Genomic DNA, 16276 nt, shown 5'->3' with positions numbered 1-16276 from the left:
AGGCGTAATACGCCTCCTCATGTTTAGGCTACTCGCGAAGACCTTTTTCCATGGCTTTCCAAGCGAGGGTAGCGCACTTGATACGGGCCGGAAACTTGCTTACGCCTTGTAACGCTTCAATATCACCCAGGTCAGCCTCTTCGATTTCTTCCTCTGAGGCCTCCCCTTTCATCATCCGGGAAAATAAATCGGCTCTTGCCAATGCTTCATCGACTTCAAGTCCTTTGACGGCTTCAGTCATCATTGAAGCGGACGACATGCTGATAGAACAGCCTTCCCCGGTAAAACGAGCGTCAGTAACTTTTCCGTCTTCCACTTTCATCTGTAGTTGAATGCGGTCGCCGCAGGTCGGATTATTCATGTTTACAGTCAATGCACCATCTTCAAGCTCCCCTCGGTTGCGGGGCTTTTGATAATGGTCCATGATGACTCTGCGGTATAAATCATCAAGAGAAGACATTGCCGAAATACTCCTTTGTCTTAATGAGTCCTTTTACTAATGCGTCTATATCTTCTTCCGTGTTGTACAGATAGAAGCTGGCCCGCGCCGTAGACGACACTTTCAGCCATTTCATGAGCGGCTGACAGCAATGGTGTCCGGCACGAATTGCAATGCCTTCTGTATCGAGTACGGTAGCAATATCATGTGGATGCGCCTCTTTCATTGTAAACGTAACCAGACCGCTTCTCTTTTCAGGCCCGTATATTTTCAAGCCGTCAATTTGACGCAATCGTTCCATGGCATATGTTACAAGTTGATGTTCATGCTCACAGATCGCATCCATACCGATCGATTCTACAAAGTCAATCGCTGCACCAAGGCCGATCGCGCCGGCAATAATCGGCGTACCGCCTTCGAACTTCCACGGAAGTTCTTTCCATGTCGAATCATACAAATCTACAAAATCAATCATCTCTCCGCCAAACTCTACAGGCTCCATCTTCTCAAGAAGAGCGCGCTTACCATACAGGACACCGATTCCTGTCGGACCCGCCATCTTATGTCCTGAGAAAGCGAAGAAATCACAGTCCAAATCCTGAACGTCTACCTTCATATGTGGCGCTGCCTGCGCACCATCAACAACCATTATACCACCGTGGCGATGTACAATTTGCGCTATTTCTTTCACCGGATTAATCGAACCAAGCACATTGGATACATAACCCATCGCAACAAGTTTCGTATTCGGTGTAATAGTTTGCTCCGCTACTTCCACTGTAATCGTACCATCTTCCGCCAGCGGAATGAACTTCAGTGTAGCACCGGTGCGTTTGGCAATTTGTTGCCACGGAATGAAGTTGGCATGATGCTCCACTTCCGTTATAACAATCTCATCGCCTTCTCCAATGAAGTTACGGGCATAACCCTGAGCCACGAAGTTCAATGACGTAGTTGTACCGCGAGTAAAAATCACTTCTGCAGTCTCTTTTGCGTTGATGAACGTACGGACTTTTTCACGCGCTCCTTCGTATCCATCCGTTGCAAGCGTTCCGAGGGTGTGAACGCCACGATGAACGTTGGAATTGTATTCACGGTAATAACGGTCCATCGCTTCAATTACCTGAACCGGCTTTTGCGAAGTAGCCGCACTATCGAGGTACACAAGCGGATGGCCGTTTACATTCTGATTAAGAATGGGAAAGAGCTCGCGAATTTCTTTAGCGTTCATTAGGATAATTTACCTTCAATCATCATGCTTAACCGTTTTTTCATTCCCTCGATCGGAAGGCTATCCACTACTGGTGCTACAAAACCGTTAATGATTAACCGTTCCGCTTCCTTTCGCTCGATGCCGCGTGACATCATATAATATACTTGCAATGGACTAACCGGGCCTACGGATGCTGCATGGCCTGCCATTACATCATCTTCATCAATCAACAAAATCGGATTCGCGTCGCCACGGGCACGGTCGCCGATCATCAGGATGTTCTCAGCCTGTTCGCCGTTCGCTTTCTCCGCACCTTTCTTCATTTCGGTAATACCGTTGAAGATAGCGGTCGCTTCATCAAGCATAACGCCTCGGGATAGAATATTGCTCTCCGTATGAGTACCGAGATGCACAACTCGTGCCACGAAGTTCTCTTTTTGACTTCCGTTAGCAATCGCCACTGATTTGAAATCAGAGGAAGAACCGTTTCCGCTTAGAATCGTTGTCGTATTAGCTACCGTATTGCCTAGGTTCATATCACCTAGTAACCACTCGATGCGTGCATCATTTTCCGTGATACCACGACGATACGTATAATCTGTGACTTTCTCGGAAAGAGAACGGGTTGAAGCGTATCGCACTTTGGCACCGCTTTGTGCGAATACCTCTACCATGCCATTTACTACGACAGGCCGTGCATATTTCGCTCCTACCACGTTTTCAACAACCGTAACCTTGCTATTTACGTCAGCTACAATCAATGTATGTGGAAGCAATGCCACTTCTTCATCCATGCCCCAGATTACCGTCTGCAGAGGCTCTTTCACCTCTACGTTTTTCGGCACATATATGAAGAATCCGCCGCTCCATAAAGCTTGATGCAGCGCCGTAATTTTATGTTTCTCAATGCCGCATTGGAACAGATGCTTCTTCACTAAATCACTATGTTCCCGAATCGCCTGGGAAAGCGGCATGAATAGCACGCCCTGTGCTTTCAGAGAATCACTTATGCGAGCATATACGATGCCAGAATGCTTTTGAACGATTACATTGTCGTTATCTGCATCCAGCAAATCCTTAATTTCTTGCGGCAATTCCTCCAGTGAAGAAAGTGCTGCTTCCTCTTTATATGGTGTAAATTCGTCGATGTTCCATTTATCGATTTTCGTTTTTTCCAGCTTCGGTAACGGAAGCTGCTGATAACCCGCGAACCCTTCCTGGCGGAGTTGCGTCAGCCATTCCGGTTCGCCCTGGGAAAAGCGTGTTACCGCTTCCTGGTCGAATCGCACATTCGCTTCTACGCTCATTACTGTTATTCCTCCTAACCTAGCTTTCTGCGCCTACTGTTTCGTCCTGAATACCCAGCTCTTCTTTAATCCAGTCATATCCGTTCTCTTCAAGTTTCAGAGCCAGTTCTGGTCCGCCAGATTTCACAATGCGACCTTGCATCATTACATGGACAAAATCAGGCTTAATGTAATTCAACAGACGCTGGTAGTGCGTAATCATCAGCACGCCCATTTCTGGACTACGAAGTTCGTTTACGCCGCGTGCTACAATTTTCAGCGCATCAATATCAAGGCCGGAGTCAATTTCATCAAGGATAGCAATACCTGGCTTCAGCATCATCATCTGAAGGATCTCATTACGCTTCTTCTCCCCTCCGGAGAAGCCTTCATTTACATAACGATGGGAGAAAACTTGATCCATCTCCAGTAATTCCATTTGCTTTTCCATTTGACGGATGAACTTAATAAGCGAAACTTCCTTGCCTTCTTCCTGACGCGCATTTAATGCACTGCGTAGAAAATCAGCATTCGTTACGCCGCTAATTTCACTTGGATACTGCATCGCAAGGAACAGCCCTTTGCGTGCACGCTCATCCACTTCCATCTCCAGTACGTCTTCTTCGTTCAGCGTTACTGAACCGCCTGTTACTTCATACTTAGGATGCCCCATTACAGCAGAAGCAAGCGTTGATTTTCCCGTTCCGTTCGGACCCATGATGGCATGCACTTCACCACCCTTGATCTCGAGGTTCAAGCCTTTTAAGATCTGCTTGTCTTCAATTGCAACGGATAGGTCTTTTATTTGCAAATGCGGTGTTCCTGCCATGAGTAAATTACCTCCATCTAACTTTTATCAACTTCAAACACGACGTAAAGAGTCATGTATTTGGAAACACTTTGTTTTAAATCCTCTTTTATAATATAGTATAACATAGTTGAAAATCAAGGAAAGACATATATGCATATTTTTTAAACAAATTTGTTTAAAAAGTGCCCTTTTCTATCTCTAGTCTATAGGATGGCCTAATCTAAAAAAACTATAAAGTGAAACTTCAATCGGCAGGGAGTTTTTCCTCCTCCACCGATTGTTAGTTGAGCGAATCGGACTTTTATAGGCAGTTATCTCTCACCTATGCCTCTTTGTCTTCTTAAGCTTAGAGGTGGGGCTTACTGCCCGTTAAATGTAGGATCAAGCACAACTTCCATTTTTTATGATTTTTTGGCCCGGTTTATGATAAACTCTACTTTACGTGCGAATTGCAGCAACGCCTTCTCCCCCGCTCCTTTTACCGTCACATATCCTGACTGCCCGTCCACCCCTTTTATTATAATGGATACGCTGTGACGATGATATTGCACACGGATGATGTCTTCAGCATTTATATTGACGAAAGGAAAGCCCTGCGAAGCAAATCCCATAAAGATGCTCTTGCTATATACAATTACATCCATTTCAGTCGTATGTACATTGTCATCGTGAACGACTTCTTTTACTTTTCCTTGCCAGAGTGGAACATCGAAGTGCTGTGGCCCGATAGAGACAACATCACTTTTGCCTTCTTTTCTGCCAGCCAACGCATAGAATGCCAGAATAAACAGCAAAATCGAAATCGACATTGCCCCTCCTAAATACATAATAGCCTCTTTCATGCCCATTTCCTCACTATATCCTTTTACTTATAATCTTAGCATTTTTTTCTTTCACCATCGAAGGCCGACACGAATTTGCAACTTCTTTTTTCAGATTTTATCCACAAAAATATATGTCATTCCTCCGTCTTTTTTGTATAATATAGGTAAGAAAACTCGGAAAATGAGGTGATCGTATGGAGTTTTTTTGTCCTCCCTGTCAGAAGGTTGTAGACGATTCCCATCACCTTTGTCATCAAGCACAAGCCTGGTTTCATGATGCCAGTGGCAAAAAATTATGGCGCATTCGCAGATTGAATCAATACGCATACCAGTACATTACAGAAGATGAATATGCTTATTTGTGCTCCGGACAATCTCTCATCCTGTCAGAAGCACAAAGTTTCGACGACTTTGACGGCACATCTTATACTGGAGTGGATTCGCGTGGAAAGCGAACCTCTATTTTTAAATCATCCAACAAGTAAAGCCGATGTTTGTATGACATCGGCTTTTTTCTGTTACTTATGCGATTCCTCTTGTTTATCCTTATCCGTAGATGAAGTTGACTTCTTGTCGGATTCAACTTCCTTCTTTCCATCCGTCTGCTGTGTCTTTTTCTCTGTTTCCTTGAGCAAAGGATGAACGACATTCTGTTTGCTCTGTTCGCGCTCCTCTTTATACTTTTCGTTTCGTTCTTTTTCTTCCTTTTTAATTGTGCGGCCTCCCTGCTGGCTCTGTTGCTGTTGCTGACCGTATCCGGAATTGTATTTCTTATCCTCTTCCGAACGTTTCGCATCTTTTTGCGCCTGTACCTCCGCTTTGTGCTTCGTATCCGCCGCAATTAGCTTTGGTACACCCTTTGACTTATCTTTTTGCTCCTGTTCAGTCAACTTCGGAGTGCGCTTAACAGGAAGGTTATCCCGCTCTACATGGACGGAAGCCGTCTGCTTTTTATGTGGTTCCGGCTTTTTATGCGGCGACGCTTCCGCCTTGTCCGCCAGTTGTTTAGGAGCCGTCGGAACTTGCACCGGTTTATCTTTTCGTTCTTTTTTCAATGTGGAAGGAACATTTGAGTATTGTACCGCATTCGGAATATTCTTAAATCCACCTATCGCCGATGATACTTCGCTAATGCTCATACTACGAATGCTATCTTCACCAAAATTTTTATCAATGCGCTTCATGGAATCATACAGCGCATACTTCCCGGCAGAAACGCCCAGCTTGCGAGCCTGCTCACGTATCTCTTTCGTACTTTCCATCATGGTGATAGTTAGCTCTCCCATACCGTCACCGGTAAAAAGCGGCACTTCCTTCTTCATAACCTCAAGCAGCTCTTGTGAAGCGGCTGGATCTTTCAGCCCGACAGGAACAATAAGCACATCATGATTCTTCTCCAGATATCCTTGCTTACGGGCTTCGGAAAGAATATCCTTTGTAACCTCAGTCAGCGTATGCTTCTGCCAGTCAATGTCCGGCATGATACGTTCTGCATCCTTGTTCAACGCATGAACATCAGTCACTTCATACTTCTCGTCCACTTCAAGTTCAAAACTCGGATTAATGTCAATAGAAACCATGGCATAAGCGGAAGCGAATACCATATTCCAGAGCGGTAGTGCGGTAATCAGCAGCAACAAGCAGGCGGCTGCCGCATATGTCCAGCTTTTCCAAGCATACCGCTTGCCGCGCGCAGGAGTAGAGCCACTGGCCTCCAGCGTATGAGTAAACTCAATCTCTTCGCCTTCGGTAATCAGTCCTTCGGCAGGTGGAACCTTACAGAACTCTCCGCTGGATGTCATGACAATAAGGTACTGTCCCCGTATCTCCAGCACAATGCCCTTCTTTTTCACGCGCGAGCTCCTCCTTTCCCTCCGTTTCATCCACTTGAATGTAGGAGCGCAAAAACCGATAGTTCTCAATGAAAATAAGCGTAATTGCCACAATATAGTTCCGATTCCTTTCCACCGTTTTGCGGGAGAAGGAAATAAACTGAAGAAGATACTTAACCGGGATTTTCTTCTTCTCCAGAAACGCTTCCCGCAATTTTTCATTATCCGCAATCATCCGGGCAATACGAATCATATTATTTCGGGCATCTGCATGTCGGGGCGTATATTCAGGAAGCTCTTCCAAAGAAATGTCGAACTCATTCAGACGCTCCCTGTAGTGCAGGATTTCCTCCCGCCGCATATCAGCTTCGCGTTCCGCCTGATATTGTTCAACCGCTACCTGTACATCCCAGACATTATATTCCGGTGATTCGGAATCCATCGTTTCATCAAAAGAAACAAATGAGGCACGGGGCTTATTTTTCCGTATATAATCTATAACACGCCTGCGTATCACAAGGTCCGCGAACGACAAAAAACTGCCGCCCTTCTCACTGGAATACTGTGATATCGCTTCGTTAAACGCTTCTAGTCCAACGCTGAACTCTTCATCGAGGCCTTGATCAATGTATCGTTTGCACACTTTTGAAACTACCGTGCCGATAAACGGCCGGTACTGCTGAAGTAACTCGTTGCGCAACTCATCTTCACCCTGGTGAATTCTTTCGATGATTCGATGAAGGTGTTCAGTCTCGTTTTTCTCCTGCGGAGATTTTTCTTTACGGCGCCATTTTCCCAGGAAAAGTGTGAGTAACAAGAACGTTCACCTCGCTTCATATTTATTCGCGTACTCCAAACCGTTTTAGGGGGGAGTAAAAGGGTTGTATGTAATAAAAATTTAAAAATTATATCTTGCTAAATACAAGCTTAGTCACAAATGCAGGAATTGGCAACCTTCCACGTAAAAAACCGGTGTTAATCATCCAATTCATACCATCCCTTTATTCTCTCATACTAAAATCTTCACAAAAAAAGGCCGCCTTCCTTTCTCTACCATAAAAGAGAGAAGGCTCTGGCGACCAATCTTAAAACAAAGTCTTTATTTTTTCAATACCCCAATGGCTATGGGAGCGTTTTGTTGCTCTGGGCCTCCCAGCGGCTTAACCGCTGACTGAGCTTGTTCAATCTACGCTTCAATTCGTTGCTCCACTCTTCGTCTTCTAACTGTTTGGCAACGGACATTAAATCTAGCGCGTTATCAATTTGACTGCGCAGAATATAAGAAATATTTCCATTATCAATGGAAACACAATTCTCAAATGTGCTATCAACATGCTCTCCCGTTACATAATCACGAAAGTCGACTTCGGGAGCCAAATCAGCCTGTGCATATTCCGACAATATATCATATTCTTCTTCTATCTCTGGATGAACGTCAATACGGTTGCACACAGGGCAATACAGAATAGGAACGTTATGAATCTGCGTCTTGAAATGACGTAAACTGCCCAGCGCGCCAATCATACTGGCTCCGCAGCAAAAACTCATCCGGACTCCTCCTTTATCTATAACAGCTACGCTGAAAGTGTCTATTTTCTATTGTAACGATGAGGTTCCTTTTTTCCTATGCGTAATTACTGGAATTGTCTATCCTACTTCCACTATGCAATTTTTCAACTTTTGTGTTAGCTTTCTATTATTCTACCACACATAAAAGAAAACAAGCATAGAAAATACGCGTTTTATTTTTATATAATTATTATTACATAAGCCTCATTATGCTAAGAAAAACTCGCGGGCGTTGCCGCTCGTCCTTTTTCCACAACGAAGCCAAACGGCCGCTTTCTGTCACTGGGAAAACGCAACGTTTGGCACACGCCTCACGAGTTTTTCAAATAGTACTATCGGAAGAAACGATATGTTGCTTTCTTACTTTACAGTAACTATATACTTTCTTGTCCTTCAAAAAAAGAAGCGGATAATTCCGCTTCCAGTAAACCAAATCCCTTTAACACCAGCCCCAATCACAATCCTCCACATAGCTGGAAGGATGAACAGTGTCGGCCGCGTCTAAACGAAAAATACGCTGTTGATCGACCGCGTATCCGGCATTCATCGTACAGGACGCAGCATCGAATGGAATATGACCGATTTCCTCCCCATTCAACGTTAATACAATGCAATCTTCCGTCACTTCTCCACGTATTTTATTCGTGACATCGATCCGGTTGACATCAGGATGCTGTGACATGACAATCCCTCCGTGTGTAAAAGATAACAATAGTATGCTAAAAAACACGGTTTTTATTACAATTACTACAAAAAGCACTCATGAACATGGCTGCAAGTCCTTTTTTCACAAAGAAGCCAAATGGTCGCTTTCTTACCTCCATCAAAAAAACAGCTCTCAACATAGAGAGCTGTTTTTTATTTCACTTTTATTCCTGCACCATTGCCTCGTAGGCTTTTGCGTCCATCAGCTTGCCTAATTCACCTTCATCTGCTAACTCGACAACTATCATCCACGCCTTCTCATAAGGCGATTCGTTTACCAATTCCGGTGAATCTTCCAGTTCACCATTTACTTCCACCACTTTTCCTGTAAGCGGCGCATACAATTCAGATACCGTTTTAACAGATTCTACACTACCGAATGGCTCATTCTGCTTGATTTCGTCTCCTACAGAAGGAAGCTCTACGAATACGATATCGCCCAGCTCGGATTGTGCAAAGTCCGTAATACCGATATGCGCTTTATTCCCTTCTATCCGTACCCATTCGTGCTCTTCACTATATTTCAGGTTTGTTGGCAAGTTCATATTTTCGAGTCCTCCTCATGTCCACTTTAAATTATCGTTCCACCTCTTCAGGCATCAAGACGCGATCCAGGCGCTTCTCAAGCATCTTTAACCCTTTTTCACCTGCTTGGTAGTGACGCAGCTTCTGTTCCGCATCAAAGAGGTAGTATGCAGGCACATATTGGTTCTTATAGGCGTCTACCAGCTTATAATCATTATCGATAGCTACGGGGTGAATAAGTTTATATTGCTCAATCGCCTCTTTCACCGGTCCTAGCTCCATATCCTTTTCCGAACGGGGCATATGAATGCTGACGACCCGAAGACCTTGATCCTTATAACGTTCACGCCACTCGTTCAGTTGTGGCAACGTTTCCTTACAAGTATGACAACTAATGGACCAGTAATGAACAAGAACCGGCGAATCTTTCAAGTCCGATTTCGTCACTCCACCATTGACCCACTCTGTTACGCCGTCAAATGTCGGCATTTCCTCGCGTAGTTTCATGTAAAACGCCTCCTTAAAATAAAACACACGGCTTTTCTTCCACTTCTTAGTATGGGAATCAAGAACGTGGAGTATGCGTGGAAGCGAAAACAATTCGAACGCGAATTAAAGTAAAACTTCCATTATAAGATAAAGAGCATTCTACTCGCATTTAATTGTAAAAAAAGGACCTAACAATTTCGCAAAAGTTAGGTCCTTTTCATTACTCGTACATCGGCTGCTCAAAGGGCAAAAACGTATTACTTGCCTTGAAGATGAGCTTGTCCTGGACGCCAGTTCGCAGGGCACAGACCACCGGATTGGAAAGCTTGCAGCACGCGAAGCGTTTCATCTACGCTGCGGCCAACATCAAGGTTGTGGATTGCGGAGTACATCAGTGTTCCTTCCGGATCGATGATGAACAGGCCGCGAAGCGCCACACCTTGCTCTTCGATAAGGATGCCGTAGTCACGGGATACTTTATGTGTATTATCAGAAGCGATCGGGAAGTTCAGTTTGCCCAGACCATTCTCATCACGGGACGTATTGATCCATGCGCGGTGAGAGAATTTGCTGTCTGTGCTGACTGCCAGAATCTCTGTATCCAACTCTTTGAATTGTTCGTAAGCGTCGCTCATTGCAGTGATTTCCGTTGGGCACACGAATGTGAAATCCAGCGGATAGAAGAACATAACTAACCATTTTCCTTTGTAGTCAGAGAGCTTCACATTACCGAAGTTCTCACCGTCACCTTGAGCGATTTCCATTTCGAAATCAGGAGCTTGCAAGCCTACTAAACGTTCTGCCATATGTAACTACCTCCTAGTATAGAAATATTCTAATCCGGGACAACCCGGAATAGTGAATGCTTTCGTGTCCTCTTACATCATAACAAGCAACAAGATGACAGTCAATACAAAATTGTAATTATTCTAATTAAGCTTGTTAAAGTTTTATGAAGAGGCTGTTACAGGAACGTAACACACATCATGTAACATGTACAATTTATGTAAAAAGTATTCCTGATTCTTTAATACGCATAATTACATCTTCTAAAACATCGATCGATTTTACCAACGCAATACGCACGTATCCTTCACCTTGTACACCGAACGCATTGCCAGGGATTACGACAACTCCGGCTTTTTCGAGTAGCGTAAATGCAAACGTTTCTGATGTCCATCCGTTTGGTACACGCGCCCAGACGAACATTGTCGCTTTGGGCTTCGGAATATTCCAGCCGATTTCTTTCAGCCCGTCTAGCAAAACATCGCGGCGTGCTTGATACAACGCACCATTCCCATTTTCTTCGGGATGCTCGATGTCATGTTGCATCGCCGCTACGGCCGCTTCCTGAACGGCGAGAAACACACCATAATCGATGTTGGATTTAATTACAGCTAACGGCTTAATAACTTCACGGTTTCCGACCAGATAACCGATGCGGCAGCCAGCCATGTTAAAGCTTTTAGAGAATGAATTGAATTCGACACCGATTTCTTTTGCACCTGGTGTTTCCAGAAAACTCGGCGGGCGATAGTCATCAAACGCCAGCTCCGAATATGCAAGGTCATGTGCTACAATAATTCGGTTACTCGTCGCAAATGCCACGACCTCTGCAAAAAAGTCATCCGTGGCTATCGCCGCAACCGGGTTGTTCGGATAGTTTAGTATCATTAGTTTAGCCCTGTTCTTAATCTCGGCCGGAATATTCGAAAAATCCGGAAGAAAACCGTTCTCTTCACGCAACGGCAACGGATAAACCTCTCCGTCCGCCAGTGTAACGCTTGCGAAATAAATCGGATATCCCGGGTCAGGCACTAGCACCACATCTCCGGGATTGATCCAGGCTTGAGCCAGGTGCGCCAGACCATCCTGCGATCCCATGAGCGACAATACCTCGTGCTCCGGATCAAGCTCTACACCGAAACGATGGCGATACCATCGGGCCGTTGTCTCACGGAAATGGACAGAACCTTCTGATGTTGGATATCCATAGTTATCCGGGTTCTGTACAGCTCTCGTGAGCGCTTCCATTACCAACGGAGAAGGTGGCTGATCCGGGCTTCCAATGCCTAGATCAATCACTTCTATACCACGGGCCTGTACTTCCCGTTTCCTACGGTTCATTTCTGTAAAAATGGCGGACGTAAGCCCCGATAAACGTTTAGCGGGCTGAATCATACGTATCGTCTCCACGCGGCTTCCTCCTTACTTCCACGTTTTCTCCATTTCCTCTTCTTTGAAGCCGACAGTCACTTTTCCTTCTGCTACGAGTAATGGCCGCTTAATCAGCTTACCATCCGCTGCGAGAAGGTCTAGCATCTCTTCTTCGGACATATCTTTAAGGCGATCTTTCAAGCCAAGCTCCCGATACGACTGTCCGCTCGTATTGAAAAACTTCTTTAGTTCAAGACCGCTTTGCTGCCAATATGCACGAAGCTGCTCTTTTTCTGGCGGCGTATCTACAATCGGCACTTCACAGTAAGCAATGCCTTGCTCTTCCAACCATTTTTTCGCTTTGCGGCATGTGCCGCACTTATTATATAAATATGCTGTAATATCTGCCATATAGTCACAACCCTTCTACTAATAAATACTGCTTTAACAAATTAACATAATTTCGTGTTTCGAACTCTTTGTTTATTCGATAGATAAGGTACCAAATCCTTTTCGTTTTTCCTAACTTCACATCAAAACTTTTTTTCAGCATATCTACCTTATCACAGCGTGTTCAAAAAGGAGGACAAACCTAACCGTGAAGTTCAAGGCACGGCAGACCCGAGCAACGGAGGAGCAACTCAACGCAGAAATTCACAGCTCTATTTCCCGGACTTTTGAGCACCCTCTATCAGGAGGAGCGTTCAAGAAGAATTTGAGGGATTTGCAAATTCGGATGCGTGACGATGAGAGGCTTTACTCCATATACATCCGATAATAACTGCGCTTCCATAGTTTCTTCGATGGTACCACTGTGCGTCATCCTGCCGTTCTCCATCAGAATCAACCGATCACAGTACTGTGCAGCCAGATTCAAGTCATGAAGCACCAGCACCGCTGTTCCATCCGTTTCCCTTCGCCATTCACGAACAAGATTAAGAATACCAATTTGATAGCCGATATCAAGATAAGTTGTCGGCTCGTCGAGCAGTAACACTTCCGGTTCCTGTGCCATCGCGCAAGCGATGGCAACCCGTTGACGCTCTCCACCACTCAATTGCTCCAGTAACTTGCATGCCATCGCTTCCAGACCGGTACGTGCAAGCGCATGCTGAATGACTTCTGCATCCTGCGCCGTATTACGTCGAAAAAAACCATGGTACGGATAGCGTCCCATCGCCACCGCTTCCTCTACCGTAATCGGTAACGGCGCCATTCCTTCCTGACTAACAACCGCCATTTTGCGCGCCAGCATTTTGGAAGAATAGGAGACGAGCGGTTTTTCATCCAGTAATATACTACCTGTCGATGGTACGAACAGGCGTGATATTACTTTTATAAGCGATGACTTACCAGATCCATTCGGTCCAATAATCCCCAGCGTCTCTCCTCTTCTCACCTGAAAGCTAATGTTCGATAATATTTCCCGCTGTCCGATTTGCAGGCTTACGTCAGTTGCTTGAATCATATGCATGCCTCCCTATACAGTTAGAAGAAACGTTGCCTTCTTTTACGCAGTAAGTATCCAAAGAACGGGGCACCTAAAAATGCGGTAATGACCCCAATAGGTAGCTCCTGCGGTTCCATTACGGTACGTGCAATCGTATCAGCTGCAATGAGCAGAATCGCTCCCGCCACTGCTGATATCGGCAACAACACACGATGGTCGGAACCAACGATCGCCCGCATAATATGGGGGACAATGAGTCCGACGAATCCGATAACACCAGAAACTGATACTGCGGCCCCAGCAGTCAACGAAGCTGCAATCAAAATCACCAGGCGTGTACGTTCTACGTTCATGCCAAGATGATGAGCTTTCTGTTCTCCAAATGCAAGCAGGTTCAATTCGCCGGCAAACAGAAAGATAATAAGTCCGCCGAGAATAACATACGGTGCCACTACCACACCTGAGGACCAGTCGCTCAAGGTCAGGCTACCCATCAGCCAATAGAAGATGCGTTGCATTTTCTCGCCGGACATCGACATCACCAGCGAGAGCCCGGCACCGAGAAATGCTTGTACGACTACACCGGACAGAAGCAACGTTTCCATTTGAACCTTTCCAGCCATATAAGCAAGGCGATATACGACAAACAATGTCCCCATTCCACAAATGAATGCAATGAGCGGCAACGTCCACTGTCCGAAAAGCGCAATACTCTGCCCGAACATCATAAAACAGGCAGCCCCAAGCGAAGCTCCCGATGATACACCAAGAATATATGGATCGGCCAGCGGATTACGGAGCACTCCCTGATAGGCCACTCCGGCTACCGCCAGTGCCGCACCGACGAGAATCGCCAGTAAAATCCGCGGCATTCGAATATTCCAGACAATGACCTCCGCCGCTTTAGACCAATCTTTCTCCATGTCAGGTATAAAAGGAACATGAGAAAGAATAATTTTCCACACTACATAAAAAGACAACTGCGCACTCCCCAGCGAAACACTGCCGATAACCACAAGCAAAAGCACAAAAAGAAGGGGAAGTAGCCAGAGCCCTAGCTTCTTCCCAAATCTTCGTTGACCTTCCTTCAAGCCCATCAGTCCTTATTTTTGAAATAACTCCGGATGCAATTTTTCTGCGATTTCTTTCAACCCTTCAGTAATGCGTGGTCCAGGACGGTTGACTACGTCGGAATCAACTGCGAATACCCGCCCATCCTTTATCGCTTTGATTTGCTGCCACTTCGGCCGCTGTTTAATCTTTGCGGCGCCCTCCTTATCATAATAACCATACGTGTTCATGATTACATCTGGATTCCGCTGTAACACTTTCTCTTCAGATAGTTGCTTCCACCCGTCCAGATCGCCCGCTATGTTTTTGCCGCCTGCCAGCGTGACCAAATCATGCATAAACGTACCTGTACCGGCTGTAAACAGGGAAGGGTCTACTTCAATCCAGACATTCGGGCGCTTTTCTTGCGGTACGGCTTTCACCTTGTCTTGCACATCTTGCACGTCCGTTTTCATCTTGCCAACCACTTCAGCCGCTTTCGCATCGTTGCCGGTCGCCTTACCGATCATTTCGATCGATTTGTAGATTTCATCAAATGTCTTGGCTTCCATTACAACTACAGGAAGCCCTGTTTTACGCAGTGCGTCAACCGCCTCCCCATTTCCGGTGTCTGCCAAGATGACATCAGGCTCCAATGAGACAACCTTCTCTATATTGACTTTTAAATCGCCTACTTTTTCTTTCTTTTTAACGTCTTCCGGGTAGTTATCGTAATTAGATACACCTACTACCTTATCACCAGCGCCCACCGCATATGCGATTTCTGTTGTGCCCGGCATAACAGAGACGATTCGCTCCGGCTTCTTCTCAATCTTCACTTCTGTTCCGGTACTGTCCGTTATGGTAAGCGGAAATTGTTCCTGGACAGGAGTTTGTGTCGTATCACCTGAAGACTTCGGTGCAGGGTTCGCACCACATGCTGCCAATAAAACCATTAGCAACACAGTTACTCCTATCGATATGTATTTCTTCATTGCTTGTCTCGCCCCTATACATATGAAGTACTAACACCGCAAACAGGCAGGTCTCCTGACTTTAAGTTCATCGCGACTCTGCATCCTTAAAAGAAGCAGACGGCCGCCTGCCTTCTGCTTCTTTCCGTTTACTCGCTGATTTCGACCTTATAACCACAATACTTACGCATATTCAGTACGCCGTTTTCAAAGATAAAGTACTGTCCCTTAATTCCAAGTAGCCGATCTTCAACTACCGGCTGCTTGTCCAGATTATACGCCTTTACCTTTTGTATACGCTCCGAAGCGGGATACACGAAATCCATCCATTCATCCTCTCTGAGAATATACTGCTTATATTCCTCAGGGAAATGACTATAAATCTCCTCGCGCAACTCGAGTAAATCCACCAGTTCTACCTCGCCTTTGAGCATTTTGCGCCAGTCCGTTTTGTCGGCCACATATTGTGTTAAATACATTTCAAGCTCTCCCGCGATTTTTCGCGTCGGAACTTCAGCAATTGGAATCGCGCGCACCGCGCCCTGATCGACCCAACGCTTTTTTTCGTTATTTTTCCTTGTCAACCCTACCTTGACCCCACTGCTAAGCGCAAGATACACATAGTGTGGAATCATGCAATGCGCCTCACCCCACTCCGGGTCACGACATGTTCCCAGATGATAATGACATTCATGAGGTTTAACAATGCATAAATCATTCTCAGGCAAGCGGGTAAAACAAGGATAACAATATCCGCTGTTATACGTTTTCTTGATGCTCCGTCCACAATGAATACACTCTATGTTTCCGAGCGTAGCGATACGTATTGTCTTCCCGATCCATTCATTAACCGGAATCGCTTCTCCGTCAAGCTTCAATCTATACTGCACAGGTTCTTCATATTGATGAACGAATCCCTGAATAAATCCTGTATGTTTCACACTATTCTCCT

The 16276-nt window shown here is 45.4% G+C and carries 19 protein-coding genes; 1 reads left to right on the top strand and 18 read right to left on the bottom strand.

What is annotated here, in order from left to right:
* Positions 1–28: 28 nt before the first annotated feature.
* The 5 genes from sufU to AF333_RS04400 all read right to left on the bottom strand — a co-directional run bounded on the left by sufU (position 29) and on the right by AF333_RS04400 (position 4591).
* The gene (gene sufU / locus AF333_RS04420; protein ID WP_043065081.1) at positions 29–460 is read right to left on the bottom strand and encodes a Fe-S cluster assembly sulfur transfer protein SufU; all 432 of its coding nucleotides are present in this window, start codon (positions 458–460) and stop codon (positions 29–31) included.
* The gene (locus AF333_RS04415) at positions 447–1670 is read right to left on the bottom strand and encodes a cysteine desulfurase (protein WP_043065082.1); all 1224 of its coding nucleotides are present in this window, start codon (positions 1668–1670) and stop codon (positions 447–449) included. The genes sufU and AF333_RS04415 overlap by 14 nt, the downstream gene beginning before the upstream one ends.
* Positions 1670–2959, bottom strand: coding sequence for a Fe-S cluster assembly protein SufD (gene sufD, locus AF333_RS04410; protein WP_043065083.1), 1290 nt, complete (start codon positions 2957–2959; stop codon positions 1670–1672). The genes AF333_RS04415 and sufD overlap by 1 nt, the downstream gene beginning before the upstream one ends.
* Before the next feature lie 19 nt (positions 2960–2978).
* Positions 2979–3767: a Fe-S cluster assembly ATPase SufC gene (gene sufC, locus AF333_RS04405; protein WP_043065084.1), complete on the bottom strand. Its 789-nt coding sequence runs from the start codon at positions 3765–3767 to the stop codon at positions 2979–2981.
* 383 nt (positions 3768–4150) lie between these two features.
* The gene (locus AF333_RS04400) at positions 4151–4591 is read right to left on the bottom strand and encodes a hypothetical protein (RefSeq protein WP_139188928.1); all 441 of its coding nucleotides are present in this window, start codon (positions 4589–4591) and stop codon (positions 4151–4153) included.
* A 176-nt stretch (positions 4592–4767) separates the two neighbouring features.
* Here AF333_RS04400 and AF333_RS04395 point away from each other — a divergent pair, with 176 nt between their 5' ends.
* Positions 4768–5058: a hypothetical protein gene (locus AF333_RS04395; protein ID WP_043065086.1), complete on the top strand. Its 291-nt coding sequence runs from the start codon at positions 4768–4770 to the stop codon at positions 5056–5058.
* 33 nt (positions 5059–5091) lie between these two features.
* On the opposite strand, the gene AF333_RS04390 is transcribed toward AF333_RS04395, so the two are convergent.
* From AF333_RS04390 to AF333_RS04330, 13 genes are all read right to left on the bottom strand, one after another.
* A complete protein-coding gene (locus AF333_RS04390) occupies positions 5092–6426 on the bottom strand; it encodes an anti-sigma factor domain-containing protein (RefSeq protein ID WP_043065087.1) in 1335 nt (444 codons plus the stop codon).
* Entirely contained in the window at positions 6350–7222 is an 873-nt protein-coding gene (gene sigI / locus AF333_RS04385) for an RNA polymerase sigma-I factor (RefSeq protein ID WP_052811944.1), read from the bottom strand. The genes AF333_RS04390 and sigI overlap by 77 nt, the downstream gene beginning before the upstream one ends.
* A gap of 305 nt (positions 7223–7527) precedes the next feature.
* Positions 7528–7953, bottom strand: coding sequence for a hypothetical protein (locus tag AF333_RS04380; protein WP_040303964.1), 426 nt, complete (start codon positions 7951–7953; stop codon positions 7528–7530).
* A 460-nt stretch (positions 7954–8413) separates the two neighbouring features.
* Complete coding sequence (locus AF333_RS04375) at positions 8414–8656, bottom strand: DUF2553 family protein (RefSeq protein ID WP_043065088.1); 243 nt, start codon at positions 8654–8656, stop codon at positions 8414–8416.
* A 187-nt stretch (positions 8657–8843) separates the two neighbouring features.
* On the bottom strand, positions 8844–9224 hold the full coding sequence (gcvH, locus tag AF333_RS04370) for a glycine cleavage system protein GcvH (protein ID WP_043065089.1): 381 nt from the start codon (positions 9222–9224) through the stop codon (positions 8844–8846).
* 31 nt (positions 9225–9255) lie between these two features.
* A complete protein-coding gene (locus AF333_RS04365) occupies positions 9256–9711 on the bottom strand; it encodes a redoxin domain-containing protein (protein WP_043065090.1) in 456 nt (151 codons plus the stop codon).
* A gap of 239 nt (positions 9712–9950) precedes the next feature.
* Entirely contained in the window at positions 9951–10499 is a 549-nt protein-coding gene (locus tag AF333_RS04360) for a peroxiredoxin (RefSeq protein WP_043065091.1), read from the bottom strand.
* A gap of 196 nt (positions 10500–10695) precedes the next feature.
* Positions 10696–11874 carry an LL-diaminopimelate aminotransferase gene (locus tag AF333_RS04355; RefSeq protein WP_043065158.1) on the bottom strand — a complete coding sequence of 393 codons (1179 nt, stop codon included), beginning with the start codon at positions 11872–11874 and terminating at the stop codon, positions 10696–10698.
* A gap of 27 nt (positions 11875–11901) precedes the next feature.
* On the bottom strand, positions 11902–12261 hold the full coding sequence (locus tag AF333_RS04350) for an arsenate reductase family protein (protein WP_043065092.1): 360 nt from the start codon (positions 12259–12261) through the stop codon (positions 11902–11904).
* 280 nt (positions 12262–12541) lie between these two features.
* Positions 12542–13318 (bottom strand): ABC transporter ATP-binding protein, encoded by a 777-nt coding sequence (locus AF333_RS04345; protein WP_052811946.1) that lies wholly within the window; start codon positions 13316–13318, stop codon positions 12542–12544.
* 20 nt (positions 13319–13338) lie between these two features.
* Positions 13339–14391 (bottom strand): FecCD family ABC transporter permease, encoded by a 1053-nt coding sequence (locus tag AF333_RS04340; RefSeq protein WP_235355841.1) that lies wholly within the window; start codon positions 14389–14391, stop codon positions 13339–13341.
* 12 nt (positions 14392–14403) lie between these two features.
* Positions 14404–15345 (bottom strand): ABC transporter substrate-binding protein, encoded by a 942-nt coding sequence (locus tag AF333_RS04335; RefSeq protein ID WP_043065095.1) that lies wholly within the window; start codon positions 15343–15345, stop codon positions 14404–14406.
* A gap of 128 nt (positions 15346–15473) precedes the next feature.
* On the bottom strand, positions 15474–16265 hold the full coding sequence (locus AF333_RS04330; RefSeq protein WP_043065096.1) for a DUF2797 domain-containing protein: 792 nt from the start codon (positions 16263–16265) through the stop codon (positions 15474–15476).
* Positions 16266–16276: the final 11 nt, after the last annotated feature.

Origin of the sequence: Aneurinibacillus migulanus, assembly GCF_001274715.1 — a bacterium.
Taxonomy (GTDB): domain Bacteria; phylum Bacillota; class Bacilli; order Aneurinibacillales; family Aneurinibacillaceae; genus Aneurinibacillus; species Aneurinibacillus migulanus.
This window is presented reverse-complemented; position numbering and strand designations above follow the sequence as displayed.

Excerpts from the sequence above, each read along its gene's own strand:
- AF333_RS04375 (WP_043065088.1), bottom strand. The coding sequence starts at position 8,656 with ATGTCACAGCATCCTGATGTCAACCGGATCGATGTCACGAATAAAATA.
- AF333_RS04415 (WP_043065082.1), bottom strand. The coding sequence starts at position 1,670 with ATGAACGCTAAAGAAATTCGCGAGCTCTTTCCCATTCTTAATCAGAAT.
- AF333_RS04395 (WP_043065086.1), top strand. The coding sequence starts at position 4,768 with ATGGAGTTTTTTTGTCCTCCCTGTCAGAAGGTTGTAGACGATTCCCAT.
- AF333_RS04345 (WP_052811946.1), bottom strand. The coding sequence starts at position 13,318 with ATGATTCAAGCAACTGACGTAAGCCTGCAAATCGGACAGCGGGAAATA.
- AF333_RS04380 (WP_040303964.1), bottom strand. The coding sequence starts at position 7,953 with ATGAGTTTTTGCTGCGGAGCCAGTATGATTGGCGCGCTGGGCAGTTTA.
- AF333_RS04350 (WP_043065092.1), bottom strand. The coding sequence starts at position 12,261 with ATGGCAGATATTACAGCATATTTATATAATAAGTGCGGCACATGCCGC.
- AF333_RS04365 (WP_043065090.1), bottom strand. The coding sequence starts at position 9,711 with ATGAAACTACGCGAGGAAATGCCGACATTTGACGGCGTAACAGAGTGG.
- sufC (WP_043065084.1), bottom strand. The coding sequence starts at position 3,767 with ATGGCAGGAACACCGCATTTGCAAATAAAAGACCTATCCGTTGCAATT.
- AF333_RS04335 (WP_043065095.1), bottom strand. The coding sequence starts at position 15,345 with ATGAAGAAATACATATCGATAGGAGTAACTGTGTTGCTAATGGTTTTA.
- AF333_RS04400 (WP_139188928.1), bottom strand. The coding sequence starts at position 4,591 with ATGAAAGAGGCTATTATGTATTTAGGAGGGGCAATGTCGATTTCGATT.
- AF333_RS04360 (WP_043065091.1), bottom strand. The coding sequence starts at position 10,499 with ATGGCAGAACGTTTAGTAGGCTTGCAAGCTCCTGATTTCGAAATGGAA.
- sufD (WP_043065083.1), bottom strand. The coding sequence starts at position 2,959 with ATGAGCGTAGAAGCGAATGTGCGATTCGACCAGGAAGCGGTAACACGC.
- sufU (WP_043065081.1), bottom strand. The coding sequence starts at position 460 with ATGTCTTCTCTTGATGATTTATACCGCAGAGTCATCATGGACCATTAT.
- AF333_RS04355 (WP_043065158.1), bottom strand. The coding sequence starts at position 11,874 with ATGATTCAGCCCGCTAAACGTTTATCGGGGCTTACGTCCGCCATTTTT.
- gcvH (WP_043065089.1), bottom strand. The coding sequence starts at position 9,224 with ATGAACTTGCCAACAAACCTGAAATATAGTGAAGAGCACGAATGGGTA.